This window comes from Methylobacterium persicinum, from assembly GCF_022179525.1.
GTDB classification, from domain to species: domain Bacteria; phylum Pseudomonadota; class Alphaproteobacteria; order Rhizobiales; family Beijerinckiaceae; genus Methylobacterium; species Methylobacterium persicinum.
This window is the reverse complement of record NZ_BPQX01000026.1, coordinates 48,948-64,346: the sequence shown is the minus strand read 5'-3', so window position 1 is coordinate 64,346 and position 15,399 is coordinate 48,948. Positions and strand designations below refer to the sequence as shown.

Genomic DNA, 15,399 nt, shown 5'->3' with positions numbered 1-15,399 from the left:
TTCGCCCCCGGCCCCCCACCAAAGGACCCGTCCTTTGGGATCCTCGTTTCAGTAATCGATCGACGCCGAGAGCCACACCGTCCGCGGTGCCCCGAGGATCAGGGCGCCGTTGGGGTTGGCGATCCAGAAATGCCGGTCGGCGGCGTTCGTCACCGTGGCGCGCAGCGTCACCGGCTTGTCCCGCACCAGGGTCGTGTAGCGCAGGCCGAGATCGAGGCTGGTCCAGTCCGGGATCTTGGAGAAGGGCAGCGTTGTGAAGGTCGTGCCGGCATAGGATGAGCCGGTATAGACCAGCGTGGCGAGGGCCGTCAGGCCGTGCAGGAACGGCGTGTCCCATTCGAGGCCGGTGGTGGCCTGGAACCGGGGCGCCCCGGTGGCGGGGTTGCCGTCGTAGAGGCCGCCCCGGGTCCGCTCCCAGCGGGCGTCGAGGAGGGTCGCCCCGGCGATGACCCGCAGGTTCGGCGCCACCTCGCCGAACACCGTGCCCTCGAAGCCGCGGTTCCGCTGCACGCCGCCCACGCCGTAGACGTTGCGCAACGGATCGACGTTGCCCGCCGGGTTGGTGATCTGGAACGCCGCGAGGGTCACACCGAAGGTCTTGAAGTCGAGCTTCGTGCCGACCTCGTATTGCCGCGACCGGGCCGGGGCGAAGGTCTGCCCGGCATTCACCGCGCTGCCCGGCGCCCGCAGGGCGGTGAGGCCCTGGACGATGTTGGCGTAGAAGGAGATCACTTCGCTCGGTCGCAGCACGAGGCCGAGGGCGGGGGTTGTGGCGGACCTGTCGTAGGCGCTGCTGACCAGGCCGGTGACCGGGGCATAGTTGCCGGTATTGATCGCCTGCCGCCGCGCCCCGACCAGCACCTCCACCAGCCCGTCGGCGAAGGTCATCGTGTCGGCGACGCCGTAGCTCGTCATCCGGTTGTAGCTCGACCGGCCCCGGGGGAAGCTGGACGCCGCCAGGGGCCGCCCCGGCGAGGCGAGGCGGACGGGGGCGTAGAGGTTCGAGAGGTAGTTCCCGTAGGTGGCTTGGCCGAGCGTCAGGTCCTGGTCGAGGCGGGTGGCGGTGAAGGCCACCTCGTGCCGGATGCCCCCGGTCGCGAACCGCCCCCGTACCCCCGCCTCGCCTGAGAGCGTCTCGGTGTCGCCGGTCTGGAACACCGAGTTCACCCGGGTCCGGCCCGACCTGTCGAGGAGAGTGAAGGCCGGGTTCTCCTGCTTGTCGTAGGCGAAGCGGTTGGCGCCGAGCGCCCCGAACACGGTGATGTCCGGGGTGAGGTCGTACTCGGCCCGGCCGAGGCCGGTGAGGCTGTCGGCCCGGGAGAAATCGAAGCGCTGCGACATGTTCCGCCGCGGGTCGGGGGCGCGGGGGATCCGCAGGCCCGGCACCGGGTTCCCGCCCCGCGTCTGGCTGTCATAGGCGTCGTGCTGGTCGATCACGTCGGCGAACAACCGCAGCCGGTCGCCGGCATAGTCGAGGCCGAGGGAGCCGACGCCGTTGCGCTGGCCGGTCCGGTCGATGGGCGTGTCGCCGCCGAGCCCGGCGGCGTTGATGCGCACGCCCACCTGTTTTTCGTCGCCGTAGCGGCGGGCGACATCGACCTGCGCCCCGCCGCGGCCGGGGGAGGCGTAATCCACCGTCACCCGGTTCAGGGGCTCCTCCACCGCCCGCTTGGTGACGACGTTCACCGTGCCGGCGACGCTGCCATTCATCGAGGCGCCGAACAGGAACGCCGCCGGCCCCTTCAGCACCTCGATCCGTTCGAGGGGCGCCGGGCTGATCCGGTAATCCGGCACGAGGCCGTAGAGGCCGTTCAAGGCGAACTCGCGGTTGTCGACCCGGAAGCCGCGGATGGTCAGCGCGTCGTAGCGGTTGCCGCTGCCGATGGAGGCGCGCACCGACGGGTCCGTCCGGGTCAGCAGGTCGCCGACGCTCACCGCCTGGGTGTTGCGGATCGTCGTCTCGGTATAGCTCGCCGCGCTGAACGGCGTGTCCATGATGTCCCGGTTGCCGAGGACCCCGAGCCAGCTCCCCCGGGCGACCTGCCCGCCTGCGAAGGCGGGGGGCAACCCGCCGGCCTCCCCGGCGCCGGGGGGCCGGGCCGCGCCCCGGGCTTCGACCGACAGGGCATCGAGGGTCACCGCCGTATCCCCCTCCCCGCCCCGCGGCGCGGCCTGGGCCGGACCGGCTAGCGGGGCAGTCATGGCAAGCAGAGCGGTGAATACTGCAGCAGTGTTAGTCCGAATATTGAGAATTTTTCGAAATTTTTTGCGATGGTTTTGGTCATACTGTTGCGTGAAATTCGCATTCATCGGCGCATCCTGCGACGTTATGTCGATGGAAAGCTGCGCGATAGCATGTGAGAAACGGATCAGAAACGTAAATTATCTGGAAGTATTCCATCTCTAAGACGCGAATGCTTGGAAATGACGACGCGAAAGGGGCGAAAATCGATTGTTCCTGGCTCATCCATTCCGTCCTCCTCATCCTGAGGTGCGGCGAAGCCGCCTCGAAGGAGGGCTTCAGACAGCTCCGTGATCCCTGGAGCCCTCCTTCGAGGCCCGCTGACGCGGGCACCTCAGGATGAGGGGGGTGGGAGGGAGGCATGGCGCAGCGATGCCTACGTGGGGGCGCGTCGCTTCCAATGTCGCGGGGTGACCGGACCTGGTCTACCGCCCGCTCGATCCGAACCCGCCGGCGCCGCGGGCCGAGGATGGGGTGTCGTCGGCGTCGAGGATCGTGAGGTCCGGCCGGGCAATGCGGGTGAAGACGAGCTGAGCGATGCGCTCGCCGGGTTCGATCCGCACCGGGTCAGCCCCCCGGTTCCAGGCCGAGATCATCAGCGGCCCCTCGTAGTCGGCGTCGATCACGCCCGTCCCGTTGCCGAGGACCAGCCCGTCCCGGTGGCCCCGCCCCGACCGGGGGAAGACGAAGCCGCACCACCGGATATCGCGGATCAGCACGGCGAATCCCGCGGGGATCAGCACGGCCGGTGAGCCGGGTCCGAAGGTCAAGGGCGCATCGAGGCAGGCATGCAGGTCGAGGCCGGCGGCGCCCGCCGAGCCCCAGCACGGGAAGCCCCAGCCGGGCAACCGGTCATCGAGGAGGCGGATGCCGACGGAGGGCAAGTCGTCCATCGCTCAGGCGCCGAGGCGTTCGATCGCCTCGGCCAGGGCGAGGGTCCGCCGGGCCGCCTCGACGTGAAGGCGCTCGACCATGCGCCCGTCCACGGCGACCACCCCGAGGCGGTGATTCTCCAGGGCGTCGAACACGGCGGCGATCCGGCGGGCCTGGGCCACCTCCTCCGCGTCCGGCGCGAAGGCGGCGTTGGCGGGGCCGATCTGGCTCGGGTGGATCAGCATCTTGCCGTCGAAGCCGAGTTCCCTTCCCTGGCGACACTCCGCGGCGAAACCATCCGCATCGGCGAAGTTCGAAAAAACCCCGTCGATGGCCTCGATCTCGTAGGCGCGGGCGGCGGCCAGAACCTGCATCAGCCACGGCACCAGGGCGGCCCGGCCGGGGGGCGGGATCCGCCCGGCCTTGAGCAGGTCGTTGGGCCCGACGATCAGGGCGGAGAGCCGCGCATCCACGTCCCGGGCGGCGCTGGCGATCTCGGCGGCGTTCACCACCGCCATCGGCGTCTCGATCATCGCCCAGACCCGGGTGGCGGCCGGCGCCCCGAGACGGCGCAGGCGCGAGCCCACGGCGATCAGCGCGTCGGAACTCTTCACCTTGGGCACGAGGATCGCGTCGGGCGCCGCGGGGGCGAGGGCCGCGAGGTCGGCCTCGCCGTCCTCGGTCTCGGGCGGGTTGATCCGCACCACCACCTCCCGGGCGCCGAAGCCCCGGGCCGCCACGGCCGCGGCCACCGATTCGCGGGACGCGGCCTTCGCCGCGGGGGCAGTGCCGTCCTCCAGGTCGATCAGCACGACGTCGGTCGGGAGGGTGCGGGCCTTCTCGATGGCCCGCGCGTTGGAGCCGGGCATGGCGAGGACGCTGCGCCGCGGACGGATCTCGCTCATCACGTGTCTCCCCCGACGGACGGACCCCGTCCTGCCGGGCGCATAAAGGGCGCGTCCGGTTCCGGCAAGGCGGATGGCGGGAGGACGGACAGGAATGGCGCGCTGGATCGCGGGTCTCGACGGATGCCGGGGCGCCTGGGCGGGGGCGCTCTTCGATTGCGACGATCCGGAGCGCTTCCGCTGCGGCCTGTTCGAATCGGTCGCTGCGCTCCTCGACGGGCCCGAGGCCCCTGTCGTCGCCGGAATCGACGTGCCCATCGGACTGCCGGACCGGATCCTCGGGGGCGGCCGGGCCGCCGACCTCGCCGCCCGGGCCCGGCTCGGCCCCGCCCGCGCCTCGGTCTTCCCGATGCCGCCGCGGGCCGCCGTCTATGCCCCCGACTACGACACCGCCAAGGGCCTGTCGCGGCAGTTCAGCGATCCGCCCTTCGCGCCCTCGATCCAGGGTTGGAATATCGTCCGCTACATCCGGGAGGTGGACGGTCTCCTGCGGGAGCGGCCAGAATGGCGCAGCCGTCTCCATGAGGTCCACCCGGAGGTGGCCTTCCATGCCCTGAACGGGCTGCGCCCCCTCGGGCTGCCGAAGAAGGGACCCCGACGGCACGAGGGGCTCGCCCTGCGCCGGACGCTGCTCGCCGCCGCCGGGTTGCCCGAGGCCCTCATCGCCGCCCGGACCCCCGGCATCCCCGCCGACGACCACCTCGACGCCCTGGCCGGCCTCGTCACCGCCCGCGATATCCTCCTCGGCCTGGCGCAGCCCCTCCCCGATCCGCCCGAGCACGATGCCCACGGCCTGCCGGTGGTCATCTGGGCGCCGGCTCCGGCGATGTCGTGAATGCCGGTCTCCAGGCCTGTTCCGGCGTGCCGGAGCAGCGGAATAGCCTCCGGGCGGCCGGTTTCAGCGCCCTATCCGGGGCGACCCGCATCCCTTTCGGCTGAAGGTGCGCTAGATCGTCGGGCATGACCTTGCCCGTCCGCCACATCGCCCGCGCCATCGTCCTCGACCCGGCCGACCGGGTCCTCCTGATCGAGTATACCTCGGTCCATGCCAAGGCGCCCGACGGAAGTCCGTTGCACTTCTGGTTCATGCCCGGGGGCGGCCTCGAGCCGGGCGAGGACCACGTCACCGCCTGCGCCCGGGAACTCGGGGAGGAGATCGGCCGGAGCGACGTGGCCATCGGCCCGCAGGTCGCCTCATGCGACGGGCCGTTCCACCTGTTCCGGCAATCCAGGGACGCCCGGGAGCGCTACTTCCTCGTCCGCCTGCCCGACGACCGCGTCGATACCAGCCGCCTCGCCGAGACGGAGGACAACCCCGTGGTCGGCACGCGCTGGTGGCCCCTGGCCGAGCTGACGGCGGCCAAGGAGCGGATCGAGCCGGCGGGCCTCGCGGGTGTCATCGCACACCTCGTCGCCGGGACTATGCCGCCGGCCCCGCCCGTTCTGCACTGGCACGACGACTGAACCCGCAATGACCACGTCCCACCGCCCCCTCGGAGAAGACACGATGTTCCCGACTGCCCTGACCAAAGGATACCGCGCCTTCCTGGACAGCCGCTTTCCCGAGGAGCGGCGGCGGTTCAAGGAGCTGGCCACGAGCCAAGCGCCGGAGGTGCTGATCATCAGCTGCTGCGACAGCCGCGTCGCGCCGGAGGCGATCTTCGACGCCGGGCCGGGGGAACTCTTCGTGATCCGCAACGTCGCTAACATCGTGCCGGTCTACGAGACCGGCGGCGACTACCACGGCACCTCGGCGGCCATCGAGTTCGCCGTGGTGGGGCTCAAGGTGAAGCACATTGTGGTGCTGGGCCACGCCACCTGCGGTGGCATCAAGGCCTACGCCAACAAGGCCGAGCCCCTCTCCCCGGGCAACTTCATCGGCAAGTGGACCTCCCTCGTGGCCCCGGCCGAGGCCAAGGCCGGCGATTCGAGCGCGCCGGACTACCTCACCCGCCTGGAGCACGCCATGGTGAGCCAGAGCATGGAAAACCTGCTGACCTTCCCCTTCGTGAAGGAGCCGGTGGAAGCGGGGCAGCTGTCGATCCACGGGGCGCATTTCGGCGTCGCCAACGGCGTCCTGCTGGTGCGCAACCCGGAGACCGGCGACTTCGCCCCGGCGATCGACGCCGTGGGTCGGGCGATCCGCCCCTCGGACACCATCTCCTGCAACTGAGGGCCGGGAGGGGCGGATGCGTCCGCCCCGTCCTCCTCCCTCCGCGGACATGAAAAAGGGCGGTGGGTCCCTCGACCCGCCGCCCTCTTCGCAGTCTTGCCGATCAGGCGATTACATCGCGCCCGGCATCCGCTGCAGCATGCTGTAGTGCTCCTGCAGGGACGGCAGGACCTGCTGGGCATAGGTCCGCAGGGCCGGGTTCGGGCCGCTCTGGGCATAGGCCTGGGTCATGCCGATCGCCATCTGGTGCGACTGAACCTGCTGCTGCACGTAGAGCCGGTCGAAGCGCGGGCCGGCCGGGGTCGCCGACAGCTCGGCCAGCATGGCCTGCTGCTGCTGATTCGGGGGGACCATGGAGGTGGCGCCCGTCGCCTCGACGCCGCCGAGGCGGCTGCCCGTCGCCGCACCCTGCGCCGCGCCGGTTCCGACGCCCTGCAGGCCACCCACCGGGCCACCCGCCAGGGTGCCGCCCACGGCGCCTGTCGCGGCACCGAGGCCCGCGCCGACTGCGCCGCCCGCCACCGCCAGCGGGGCGCCGATGAGGCCGCCGATCGGCCCACCATCCTGCGCCGCCATAGCGCCGTTCGCGCCACCGGCGAGGGCCACATTCGCCGCCCGGTGATCGCGCAGGGCTTCCTGCGCGTAATTGCGGATGCGTCCGTTGCGGGACTTCTGGAGGGCGATCTGCGCCGACTGCACCTCGAAGGCGTTCGACTGCATCGACTCGGCGCGGAAGTCGTTCATCTGCGCGAAGGCGGGGGTGGACAGGGCCAGCACCATCGCGGACACGGCCAGGGAGTTCTTAAGCATCGGCAGACCTCGTAAAAAGAGAACACTGACGCAACGGACGTCGCCCGCGCCGGATCCTCAGATCTTACGGCGCTAGCCCTCGGAGACTTGGCGACGCACTTCTGCGCCGGATATGGCGGGTCAACGGGGCCTTCCGGAGTTAGTTCCTAGATTTATTGGGACGGGGCATTTCTCACCGGAGCGGATACCGTTTCGGCGCAGGCAAATGCCGCTATGGGGATGAACTTAGGCTGTCCCCGGGATCGCCGGGGCGCGAAGCCTCTCCGTCAGTGCAAGCGAAGCGACGCAACCCAGGGATCCGCGACGTCCTGAGATGTCCCGCTGCCCTGGATTGCTTCGCTGACGCGCGCAAAGACGGACAGCATGCGTTCCGACAGCTCCCGACAAGGCTCCAGCCCCGAGCGCACTCCCAGGCTGAGGAGGGGGATGGGAATCGGGAAACGGCATCGTCGTGCGGCCCACCCGTTGCCACCCGGCCGGGACCAGCCCTAGACAGCGACGATGCTGGTCTCCGTCCAGATCCTGCGCGCGGTCGCCGCGACGATGGTCGTGTGGCACCACGCCCGGCACGAGGTCGGCCTCCTGGCGGAGAGGGGTGCCGGCGGCGCGCTGGTGCCCGGGACGCTCCTGCCCTGGTGGGCGGGGGTCGATCTGTTCTTCATGATCTCGGGCCTCGTCATCGTGCTGGCGAGCCGCCGCCTCGTCGGGGAAGCAGGTGCGCGGCGGCGCTTCCTGGCCCACCGGATCGCCCGGGTGGTGCCGCTGTACTGGCTGACGAGCCTCGCCTACCTCGCCCTGGCGTTGGCCGCCCCGGGCCTCCTCGGCGAGGCCGGCGCCCTCGCCCGGGACCCGGGCTACGTCGCGGCCTCGTTCCTGTTCTGGCCCGTGGCCCGGCCGGACGGCAGCATCCAGCCCCTCTACGGGCTCGGCTGGACCCTCAATGACGAGATGGCGTTCTACGCCGTCTTCGCCCTGGGCCTCGGCTTCGGGCTCCGCGGCGCGGTGGCGTGGCTGGTGATCGTCTTCGGCGGCCTCGTCGCCGCCGGGGCGGTCATCGCCCTGCCCTTGCCCATCGGGTTCTGGGCGGACCCGATCGTCCTCGAATTCGCCCTCGGGGCGGGGCTCGGCCTCGCGCGGATGGCGGGCCTGCGCCTTCCGCCCTTCGCCCGGGCCGGGCTGGCCGGCCTCGGCCTCGCCGGATTTCTCCTTGCGGCCCTCTACCTCGGCGGCGGGGGCGAGGTGCCCGGCTTCACGCGGCCGATCCTCGTCGGGCTGCCTGCGCTGCTCCTCGTAGCCGGTGCGGCCCTGGGTCCCGGCGGGGGCGCGATGCCTTCGCTGCCGGTCCGGGCCCTCGCCCGCCTCGGGGATGCGTCCTACGCCCTCTACCTCGTCCACCCCTTCGCCCTCCGGGCCGGGCGGGAGGGGCTGGTGAGGTTCGGCCTCGCCGGGCCGCTCCACCCCTGGGGCAGCCTTGTCGTCATGGTGTCCCTCGCCGTCGTGGCAGCACTAGTGGTCCACCTTTTCGTCGAGGCGCCCCTGACCCGGCGCCTCCGGGGTTGGCTCGATGCCCGGGAAAACCGTGTGGGGGCACGTCGCACCCCGGTTTTCACGGCGGGCGAGGACGGCTAGCCTCCGGCCCGGTGCCACCCCGGGGTGGTAATCCGGAGGCCGCCGCGATGAAGACCCTGCTCGTACCCGTGGCGATGCACGATGCCCTGCCTTCCGTGTTCGAGACGACCCGGCTCGCCGCCGAACGGTTCGGCAGCCTGATCGAGGGCGTCTCGCTCCGTCCGGCCCTGGCGGAATACGTGCCCGTCGACATGGTCGGCGGCATGACGTGGCTGCGCGACGAGGAGGCCGACATCGCCGAGGCGGAGGAGGCGGGCTCGCGCTTCATCGCGGCAATGGATGCGGCGGGCATCCCCCGCCATCCCCGCGACGGCCTCTGCAACCCCGAGCGGGTGATGGAGGCCGGGCCGCGCTACCGCTGGCGCCAGGACGTCCCCACCGGCGACGCCTTCCTGGGCCAGTATGCCCGCCTGTTCTCGGCCACCGTGGTGGGGCGACCCGGCACCGGGGACGGGGCCCCGCGGATGACCACCTTCGAGACGGCCCTGTTCGAGAGCGGCCGGCCGATCCTGCTCGCGCCGCCCGCCCCGCCCCGGAGCCTCGGCGATGCCGTGCTGATCGCCTGGAACGGCTCGACCGAGACCGCCCGGGCCGTGGCCTTCTCCATGCCGTTCCTGCGACGGGCCTCCCGGGTGCTGGTGCTCAGCGTCGAGGGGGGCATGGTGCCGGGGCCGAGCGCCCAGGACCTCGCCCAGGCACTGGCCTGCGAGGGCGTGTCCGCCGCCCACCGCGCCCTCCCCGCGGGGCGCCGCACGCCGGGCGAGACCTTCCTGGCCGAGGCCAAGGAGTTCGGCTGCGACCTGTTCATCAAGGGCGCCTACACCCAGAGCCGCCTGCGCCAGATGATCTTCGGCGGCGTCACCAGCCACGTCCTGGCCCAGGCCGACATCCCCGTCCTGATGGCGCACTGAGCGTCAGCGCGAGGGGGCGATTCCCGCGGATCATTCCGCACGGCGCGGGACGCCGCCCCGGAACCCGGACCGGACGGCCACGTTCCGGCAGCGTCCCCTCCCCCCGGCCGAGGAGCCCCCATGAACCGCATCCTCAACCGCGTCCTCCCTGTCGTCGTCGCCCTCGTCGCCGGGGCGCCCGCCCTGGCGCAATCGGAAAAGCCCGACCCCTCGACGCACCGTTTCCGGGGGACGGTCGAGGCGCGCCACGGCGACGATCTCGTCCTCGTCCGGCCGGGCGGCAGCACGGTGACGGTGCAGATGGGCCCCAAGACCCAGGTCTACGCCGCAATCGGCGCCCGCCTGCGCGACATCAAGCCCGAGAGCTACATCACCGTCATCGCCACCCCCGGGACGGAGCGGGCCGAGCGCGTCACCCTCTACTCGCCCTCCGAGCGCGGCTTCGCGGCCGGCCGCCAGCCCTGGGACACGGAGCCCGGGGCCACCCTGACCGGCGGCTGGATCTCCGACGTCAGCGGCACCGAAGATCGCCGGGTCACCCTCACCTACGGCGAGGGGCACAGCGCCTTCGCGATTCCTTCGGATACCCCGGTCACCCAGGTGGCCCCCGGCGAGAAGGCCCTCCTCGTGCCCGGCGCCCCGGTGACGGTCTTCACCAATGCCGGCCCGGACGGGGCCCACGAGGCCGGCACCGTCATCGTCGGCCGGCAGGGGACCGTGCCGACCCTGTGAGCGCCCTGTCGCTCCGGCCGGGCTGCACTATAGAGACGGGATGACCACCGCCGACTTTGTCCTCGATCCCCGCCTGGCCGCGGACACCGTCCATCTCGGCGACCTCGCCCTGTCGCGGGTGCTGCTGATGGACGATGCGCGCTTCCCCTGGCTCATCCTCGTGCCCCGCCGGGCGGAGGCGAGCGAGATCACCGACCTCGCCGAGGCCGACGGGATCGCCCTCTGGCAGGAGATCCGCCTCGCCGCGGGCGTGATGCAGGCCCTGGCTAAGCCGGACAAGATCAATGTCGGCGCGCTGGGCAACGTGGTCGGGCAGCTCCACGTCCACGTCGTCGGGCGGTTCCTCTCCGATCCGGCATGGCCCGGCCCCGTCTGGGGCTTCGGCACCCGGAGTCCCTACCCCCTCCATGCCCGCGCCCAGCTCGCCGAGCGGGCCGCCACCCTCTTCGCCCAAGCCTGATCTCCGATGACCGACCCCCTCTCGACCCTCGGCTTCGCCCGGAACCGCCTCGACCGGCACTCGGCCGAGCAACCGGAGGAGGCCGTCCCGCCCATCGACGGCGACGGCACGCGCCTGCTCCTCCTCGGCGGTGACCGCTTCCTGCTGCGGAACGGCACGGCGCTCCTCGACGCCGCCTCCGCTCTGACCCTGGCCACGGGCCGGATCGAGACCGTGTTCCTCGGCCGGTGGGACGGCCGGCCCGCCTTCGCGGCCTCGGTCCCGGCCGACGAGATGCCCACCCTGGAGGGCGGCGACATGCGCAGCCTCGACCTGCGCAGCATCGCCACCGAAGCCGCCGTCGAGGCGGAGGAACTCGGCCTCCTGGCGGTGGCGAAGTCGATGCTCGACTGGCACGGCCGGTACCGGTTCTGCGCCAATTGCGGCGCCCCGACCTTCACGGCGGCCGGGGGCTTCCGGCGGGAATGCAAGGCCTGCAACGCCCACCATTTCCCGCGGGTCGACCCGGTGGTGATCATGCTGGTGCGCCGGGGCGAGCGGTGCCTCCTCGGCCGGGGACCGCATTTCCGCCCGCACATGTTCTCGTGCCTCGCGGGCTTCCTCGAGCCCGGCGAGACCCTGGAGGACGCCGTGCGCCGGGAGGTGTTCGAGGAGACGAAGATCCGCGTCGGCGCAGTCTCCTACCGGGCCTCGCAGCCCTGGCCCTTCCCGTCCTCCCTCATGCTCGGCTGCACCGCCGAGGCCCTGAACGAGGACATCGTCACCGATCCGGCCGAGCTGGAGGATGCCCGCTGGTTCGACCGGGACTCGGTGCGGGCGATGCTCGATAGCACCCATCCCGAGGGTATCCTCTCCCCGCCGCCCATGGCGATCGCGCATATCCTGATGCGGCAGTTCGTGGAGGAGTGAGGGACGGTTCCCCCTACGAACCGGTCCGTCTCGAGCATTTTCGGCGGCTAATGGACCGCGTCCTCGTCGCCGTCATTGCGAGCGAAGCGACGCAACCCAGGCAAGCGGAACCTCTCAGGATGTTGCGGATCCCTGGATTGCTTCGCTCCGCTCGCAAAGACGGAGAAGCCTCGCAAGGACGGCGACGCATTGAGATCCAGTGCGTCTCGAAAGCGCGTTACAGCCCCGCCAGGGGAAAGACAGCCAGCGCGCCGAGGAAGACGACGCCGGAGAGCAGCGTGGTCCAGATCGCCTTCTCCCGCAGGCGGGGTCTGGCCGGGGCCCCGAGATCCTGTCCCGGCACGATGTGCTCGGGCCGCGTCTCCGCGTGGTTGCGGAGCGGCAGGATCGCGAAGAGCAGGGTCCACCAGATGACGAAGTAGAGGGCGATCCCGCCCCCGATCGTCAGCTTGAACAGGTTCACCCCGGCGGCGACGAAGGCCGCGACCAGGAGGGCGACGGCCGCGAGGGTGGCGGGCGTCGAGCGCCCGAAGACGTGCATCAGCCGGGTCATCTCATACCGTCATGGCTCGACCATCGTGGCTCGTTTGCGCCCGCGATGCCGGCGGAGGCCCCCCGGCGCGGCGCTCCCTCACACCTGCTCCAGTTCCACCAGGGTGCCGAGGAAGTCCTTGGGGTGCAGGAACAGCACCGGCTTGCCGTGGGCGCCGATCTTCGGCTCGCCCGTGCCGAGCACCCGGGCGCCCTGGGCCTTCAGCTTGTCCCGGGCGGCGATGATGTCGTCCACCTCGTAGCAGACGTGGTGGACGCCCCCGTTGGGGTTGCGCTCCACGAACGCCTCGACAGGCGAGCCCTCGCCGAGGGGCGACATCAGCTCGACCTTGCTGTTGGGCAGTTCCACGAACACGACGGTGACGCCGTGCTCGGGCTGCGGCAGCGCCTCGGACACCTTGGCGCCCAGCGTGTCGCGGTACACCGCGCAGGCGGCATCGAGGTCGCGCACCGCGATGGCCACATGGTTCAGCCGGCCGATCATGTTCGAGTCCCTCCCTCTTTCGGACGTTCAGGGTTCCTAGCTTTCCCACCCGCAACCCTCATCCTGAGGTGCGGCGGGAGCCGCCTCGAAGGAGACCTCCAGCGGCCGCACGGGTTCTGGAGCCCTCCTTCGAGGCCCGCTGACGCGGGCACCTCAGGATGAGGGGGCGGGTAGGAGAACGCCAGATCCGCTTGTCGTGGACTTTAGCCTACACCTCCACCACCTGCACGTGGCAGGCCGGCTTCTTGCCCCACACTTCGTTGACTGCCTGCCGCACGGCCCGGTCGACGCTCTTCTCGACGCCCTCGGAATCCTTGAGCTTGCCCCGGGACAGGCCGCCCAGCGTCTGCGACACCGCATCGACCACCACGTCGATCAGCGCCTCGCCGCCCCGGCCGCGGTTGGGCAGGCCGATGATGTCCACTGCCGGCTCGCCCAACACGACGCCGTCCTCGTCGATGGCGATGGCCACCGACACGAGCCCGGCCTGCATCAGCTTGCGACGCTCGGGGATCGCCCGATCCTTGTCGTCGATCAGGACGTTGCCGTCCTTGTACAGGCGCCCGGCCTTGACGTGCTCCACCACCTCCGGCTTCCCCGGGGCGAGGCGGATCAAAGTGCCGTTCCGGGCCTTCACCACGTGTCCCACGCCCTGGGCGCGGGCGAAGCGCGCGTGCTCGTCGAGGTGCAGCGCCTCGCCGTGGACGGGGATCGCCGTCTGCGGCCTTGTCCACTTGTACATCTCGACCATCTCGTCCCGGCGGGGGTGGCCGGAGACGTGGACCAGGGCGGTGCGGTCGGTCACGACCTCCACGCCCTGCTCGATCAGATCGTTGATGATGGCGCCGACGTCGCGCTCGTTGCCGGGAATCGCCCGGGACGAGAAGATCACCCGGTCGCCATCGGCCAAGCTGATATCCGGATGGTCCCGCCGGGACACCCGGGACATGGCCGCCCGGGGCTCGCCCTGGGAGCCGGTGAGCAGGGCCACGACCTTGTCCCGGGGGATGCTCTTCCAGGAATCGGACCGGCGGAATTCCGGCAGGCCGTCGAGGTAGCCGCATTCCCGGGCGACATCGATCACCCGGTCCATCGCCCGGCCCACCGCGATCACCTGGCGTCCGCAGGCCTGGGCCGCCTCGGCCACGGCGCGGATGCGGGCGACGTTCGAGGCGAAGGTCGTCACGGCGACCCGGTGGGGCGCCTCGGCGATCAGCGTCTTGAGGGTCGCGGCGACCTCCGTCTCGCTCGGCGAGAAGCCCTCGCGGACTACGTTCGTCGAGTCGCAGATCAGGGCGATGATGCCCTCGTCGCCAAGGGCCGTGAAAGCCTCAGGCGAGGTGACGTTGCCCGCCACCGGAGTCGGGTCGAGCTTCCAATCGCCCGTATGGACCACGAGGCCCGCTGCCGTGCGGATCGCCACCGCGTTCGATTCGGGGATCGAGTGCGCCACCGGCACGAATTCGAGCTCGAACGGTCCCACGGTCTGGCGCCGGCCGGGCTTTATCTCCCGCAGTTCCACCTTCGGGGCGCCGGGCTCCGAGAGGCGGCGCGTCTCCAGCAGGTTCTTGGCGAACCGCGTCGCGTAGACCGGCACCCGCAGGCGCGTCCACAGCTCGGAGATCGCGCCGATATGATCCTCGTGCGCGTGGGTGATGAAGATGCCGAGAAGGTCCTTTCGGCGTTCCTCGATATAGGAGAGGTCGGGGAACATGAGGTCGATGCCGGGCATCGCCTCCTCACCCGCGAACCCCATCCCGCAATCGACCATGATCCATTTGCGCCCCTTTGGCGGCCCGAAGCCGTAAAGGGCCGCATTCATCCCGATCTCGCCCACGCCGCCGAGCGGCAGGAAGACGAGCTCCTCCTGTCCCATTGCCATCTGTCGTCGTCCAAACTCAGGCCGCCGTCGCGGCCGTTCCAAAATGCACTTCCCCGGCGGTCACGACGTGCCGGGCATTCTCGGGGCCGAGGATCACGAGCCGCCCCCCCTCGTCGATCGTGTCGAACCGGCCCCGCAGGACCTGTCCTCCGCTCGCCACCGCAATCTCGCTCCCGAGACCGGCGGCCCGCGCGAGCCACAGCGCGCGGATGCGGGTGAAATTCCTTCCTCCGTCCCAGGTGCGCGCCTGCGCCGCCAAATGGTCGGAGAGATGGTCCAGTAACGCCTCCGGGCCGCCGACGTAACCCGCCGCGGCGAGGCTTGTGGCTGCCGGACCCTTCGCCGGCAGGCCCTCCGGCGCCGCCGCGACGTTGACGCCGAAGCCGATCACCACCGCGCGGCGGCCGCCGGGAAGCACCTCCGCCTCCAGGAGCAGCCCCGCCATCTTGGCGCCCCCGAGCAGCAGGTCGTTAGGCCATTTCAGGCGGACAGATCGGGCGGGATCGCTCCGGTCCCAGCCCGGCAGGGTGCCGCAGGCCGCCTCCACCGCCCCCGCCAGGGCGACGCCCGCCACGAAGCCGAGCTGCGCGAGGTTCTCCGGCGCCACCCGGGGCACCGGCCAGAGGACGCTCGCGGCGAGGTTGCCGGGCAGGGACGCCCAGGTGTTCCCCCGCCGGCCACGGCCCGCCTCCTGCCGGTGGGTGACCACCCAGAGCGGACCGGTTTCCCCGGCCCTGGCCCGTTCCAGGGCTTCGGTGTTGGTGGAACCGAGGCGGTCGTGGACGTGAAGCCGGTGCCCGGCCGCCCGCGCCGCCTCGCCGAGGCGGTAGGCCAAGC

Annotated in this window: 16 protein-coding genes; 8 read left to right on the top strand and 8 right to left on the bottom strand. The window is 71.2% G+C overall.

What is annotated here, in order from left to right:
• Positions 1–48: 48 nt before the first annotated feature.
• The 3 genes from MFF22_RS11200 to MFF22_RS11190 all read right to left on the bottom strand — a co-directional run bounded on the left by MFF22_RS11200 (position 49) and on the right by MFF22_RS11190 (position 4,020).
• Positions 49–2,202, bottom strand: coding sequence for a TonB-dependent receptor (locus MFF22_RS11200; RefSeq protein ID WP_238249047.1), 2,154 nt, complete (start codon positions 2,200–2,202; stop codon positions 49–51).
• Positions 2,203–2,667: 465 nt separating this feature from the next.
• Positions 2,668–3,135 (bottom strand): dUTP diphosphatase, encoded by a 468-nt coding sequence (dut, locus tag MFF22_RS11195; protein WP_238249046.1) that lies wholly within the window; start codon positions 3,133–3,135, stop codon positions 2,668–2,670.
• A gap of 3 nt (positions 3,136–3,138) precedes the next feature.
• Positions 3,139–4,020, bottom strand: coding sequence for an HpcH/HpaI aldolase/citrate lyase family protein (locus MFF22_RS11190; protein ID WP_238249045.1), 882 nt, complete (start codon positions 4,018–4,020; stop codon positions 3,139–3,141).
• Between the two features lie 94 nt (positions 4,021–4,114).
• Between MFF22_RS11190 and MFF22_RS11185 the strand changes: the two genes are divergently transcribed.
• The 3 genes from MFF22_RS11185 to MFF22_RS11175 all read left to right on the top strand — a co-directional run bounded on the left by MFF22_RS11185 (position 4,115) and on the right by MFF22_RS11175 (position 6,193).
• Positions 4,115–4,855, top strand: coding sequence for a DUF429 domain-containing protein (locus tag MFF22_RS11185; RefSeq protein WP_238249044.1), 741 nt, complete (start codon positions 4,115–4,117; stop codon positions 4,853–4,855).
• 125 nt (positions 4,856–4,980) lie between these two features.
• Complete coding sequence (locus MFF22_RS11180; protein WP_238249043.1) at positions 4,981–5,484, top strand: NUDIX hydrolase; 504 nt, start codon at positions 4,981–4,983, stop codon at positions 5,482–5,484.
• Positions 5,485–5,527: 43 nt separating this feature from the next.
• Positions 5,528–6,193: a carbonic anhydrase gene (locus MFF22_RS11175; RefSeq protein WP_238249042.1), complete on the top strand. Its 666-nt coding sequence runs from the start codon at positions 5,528–5,530 to the stop codon at positions 6,191–6,193.
• Between the two features lie 111 nt (positions 6,194–6,304).
• On the opposite strand, the gene MFF22_RS11170 is transcribed toward MFF22_RS11175, so the two are convergent.
• Entirely contained in the window at positions 6,305–7,003 is a 699-nt protein-coding gene (locus MFF22_RS11170) for a DUF4142 domain-containing protein (protein WP_238249041.1), read from the bottom strand.
• Positions 7,004–7,504: 501 nt separating this feature from the next.
• Between MFF22_RS11170 and MFF22_RS11165 the strand changes: the two genes are divergently transcribed.
• The 5 genes from MFF22_RS11165 (at position 7,505) to nudC (ending at position 11,644) form a co-directional block, all read left to right on the top strand.
• Positions 7,505–8,632 (top strand): acyltransferase family protein, encoded by a 1,128-nt coding sequence (locus MFF22_RS11165; RefSeq protein WP_238249040.1) that lies wholly within the window; start codon positions 7,505–7,507, stop codon positions 8,630–8,632.
• Positions 8,633–8,679: 47 nt separating this feature from the next.
• Positions 8,680–9,543, top strand: a complete 864-nt coding sequence (locus MFF22_RS11160; RefSeq protein WP_238249039.1) for a universal stress protein — start codon at positions 8,680–8,682, stop codon at positions 9,541–9,543.
• Between the two features lie 120 nt (positions 9,544–9,663).
• On the top strand, positions 9,664–10,275 hold the full coding sequence (locus MFF22_RS11155; protein WP_238249038.1) for a hypothetical protein: 612 nt from the start codon (positions 9,664–9,666) through the stop codon (positions 10,273–10,275).
• Positions 10,276–10,315: 40 nt separating this feature from the next.
• Positions 10,316–10,735, top strand: a complete 420-nt coding sequence (locus MFF22_RS11150; RefSeq protein ID WP_238249037.1) for an HIT domain-containing protein — start codon at positions 10,316–10,318, stop codon at positions 10,733–10,735.
• A gap of 6 nt (positions 10,736–10,741) precedes the next feature.
• A complete protein-coding gene (gene nudC / locus MFF22_RS11145) occupies positions 10,742–11,644 on the top strand; it encodes an NAD(+) diphosphatase (RefSeq protein WP_238249036.1) in 903 nt (300 codons plus the stop codon).
• A 217-nt stretch (positions 11,645–11,861) separates the two neighbouring features.
• Here nudC and MFF22_RS11140 read toward each other — a convergent pair whose 3' ends face one another.
• From MFF22_RS11140 to MFF22_RS11125, 4 genes are all read right to left on the bottom strand, one after another.
• Positions 11,862–12,197 (bottom strand): DUF1467 family protein, encoded by a 336-nt coding sequence (locus MFF22_RS11140; protein WP_238249035.1) that lies wholly within the window; start codon positions 12,195–12,197, stop codon positions 11,862–11,864.
• A gap of 78 nt (positions 12,198–12,275) precedes the next feature.
• Positions 12,276–12,680 carry a methylmalonyl-CoA epimerase gene (mce, locus tag MFF22_RS11135; protein ID WP_238249034.1) on the bottom strand — a complete coding sequence of 135 codons (405 nt, stop codon included), beginning with the start codon at positions 12,678–12,680 and terminating at the stop codon, positions 12,276–12,278.
• Positions 12,681–12,888: 208 nt separating this feature from the next.
• A complete protein-coding gene (locus tag MFF22_RS11130) occupies positions 12,889–14,562 on the bottom strand; it encodes a ribonuclease J (protein ID WP_238249033.1) in 1,674 nt (557 codons plus the stop codon).
• A 16-nt stretch (positions 14,563–14,578) separates the two neighbouring features.
• Positions 14,579–15,397, bottom strand: coding sequence for a biotin--[acetyl-CoA-carboxylase] ligase (locus tag MFF22_RS11125; protein ID WP_238249032.1), 819 nt, complete (start codon positions 15,395–15,397; stop codon positions 14,579–14,581).
• Positions 15,398–15,399 lie beyond the last annotated feature (2 nt).

Bases quoted from the DNA above. Each gene is read 5' to 3' on its own strand.
- MFF22_RS11200 (WP_238249047.1), bottom strand. From the start codon at position 2,202: ATGACTGCCCCGCTAGCCGGTCCGGCCCAGGCCGCGCCGCGGGGCGGG.
- dut (WP_238249046.1), bottom strand. From the start codon at position 3,135: ATGGACGACTTGCCCTCCGTCGGCATCCGCCTCCTCGATGACCGGTTG.
- MFF22_RS11190 (WP_238249045.1), bottom strand. From the start codon at position 4,020: ATGAGCGAGATCCGTCCGCGGCGCAGCGTCCTCGCCATGCCCGGCTCC.
- MFF22_RS11185 (WP_238249044.1), top strand. From the start codon at position 4,115: ATGGCGCGCTGGATCGCGGGTCTCGACGGATGCCGGGGCGCCTGGGCG.
- MFF22_RS11180 (WP_238249043.1), top strand. From the start codon at position 4,981: ATGACCTTGCCCGTCCGCCACATCGCCCGCGCCATCGTCCTCGACCCG.
- MFF22_RS11175 (WP_238249042.1), top strand. From the start codon at position 5,528: ATGTTCCCGACTGCCCTGACCAAAGGATACCGCGCCTTCCTGGACAGC.
- MFF22_RS11170 (WP_238249041.1), bottom strand. From the start codon at position 7,003: ATGCTTAAGAACTCCCTGGCCGTGTCCGCGATGGTGCTGGCCCTGTCC.
- MFF22_RS11165 (WP_238249040.1), top strand. From the start codon at position 7,505: ATGCTGGTCTCCGTCCAGATCCTGCGCGCGGTCGCCGCGACGATGGTC.
- MFF22_RS11160 (WP_238249039.1), top strand. From the start codon at position 8,680: ATGAAGACCCTGCTCGTACCCGTGGCGATGCACGATGCCCTGCCTTCC.
- MFF22_RS11155 (WP_238249038.1), top strand. From the start codon at position 9,664: ATGAACCGCATCCTCAACCGCGTCCTCCCTGTCGTCGTCGCCCTCGTC.
- MFF22_RS11150 (WP_238249037.1), top strand. From the start codon at position 10,316: ATGACCACCGCCGACTTTGTCCTCGATCCCCGCCTGGCCGCGGACACC.
- nudC (WP_238249036.1), top strand. From the start codon at position 10,742: ATGACCGACCCCCTCTCGACCCTCGGCTTCGCCCGGAACCGCCTCGAC.
- MFF22_RS11140 (WP_238249035.1), bottom strand. From the start codon at position 12,197: ATGACCCGGCTGATGCACGTCTTCGGGCGCTCGACGCCCGCCACCCTC.
- mce (WP_238249034.1), bottom strand. From the start codon at position 12,680: ATGATCGGCCGGCTGAACCATGTGGCCATCGCGGTGCGCGACCTCGAT.
- MFF22_RS11130 (WP_238249033.1), bottom strand. From the start codon at position 14,562: ATGGCAATGGGACAGGAGGAGCTCGTCTTCCTGCCGCTCGGCGGCGTG.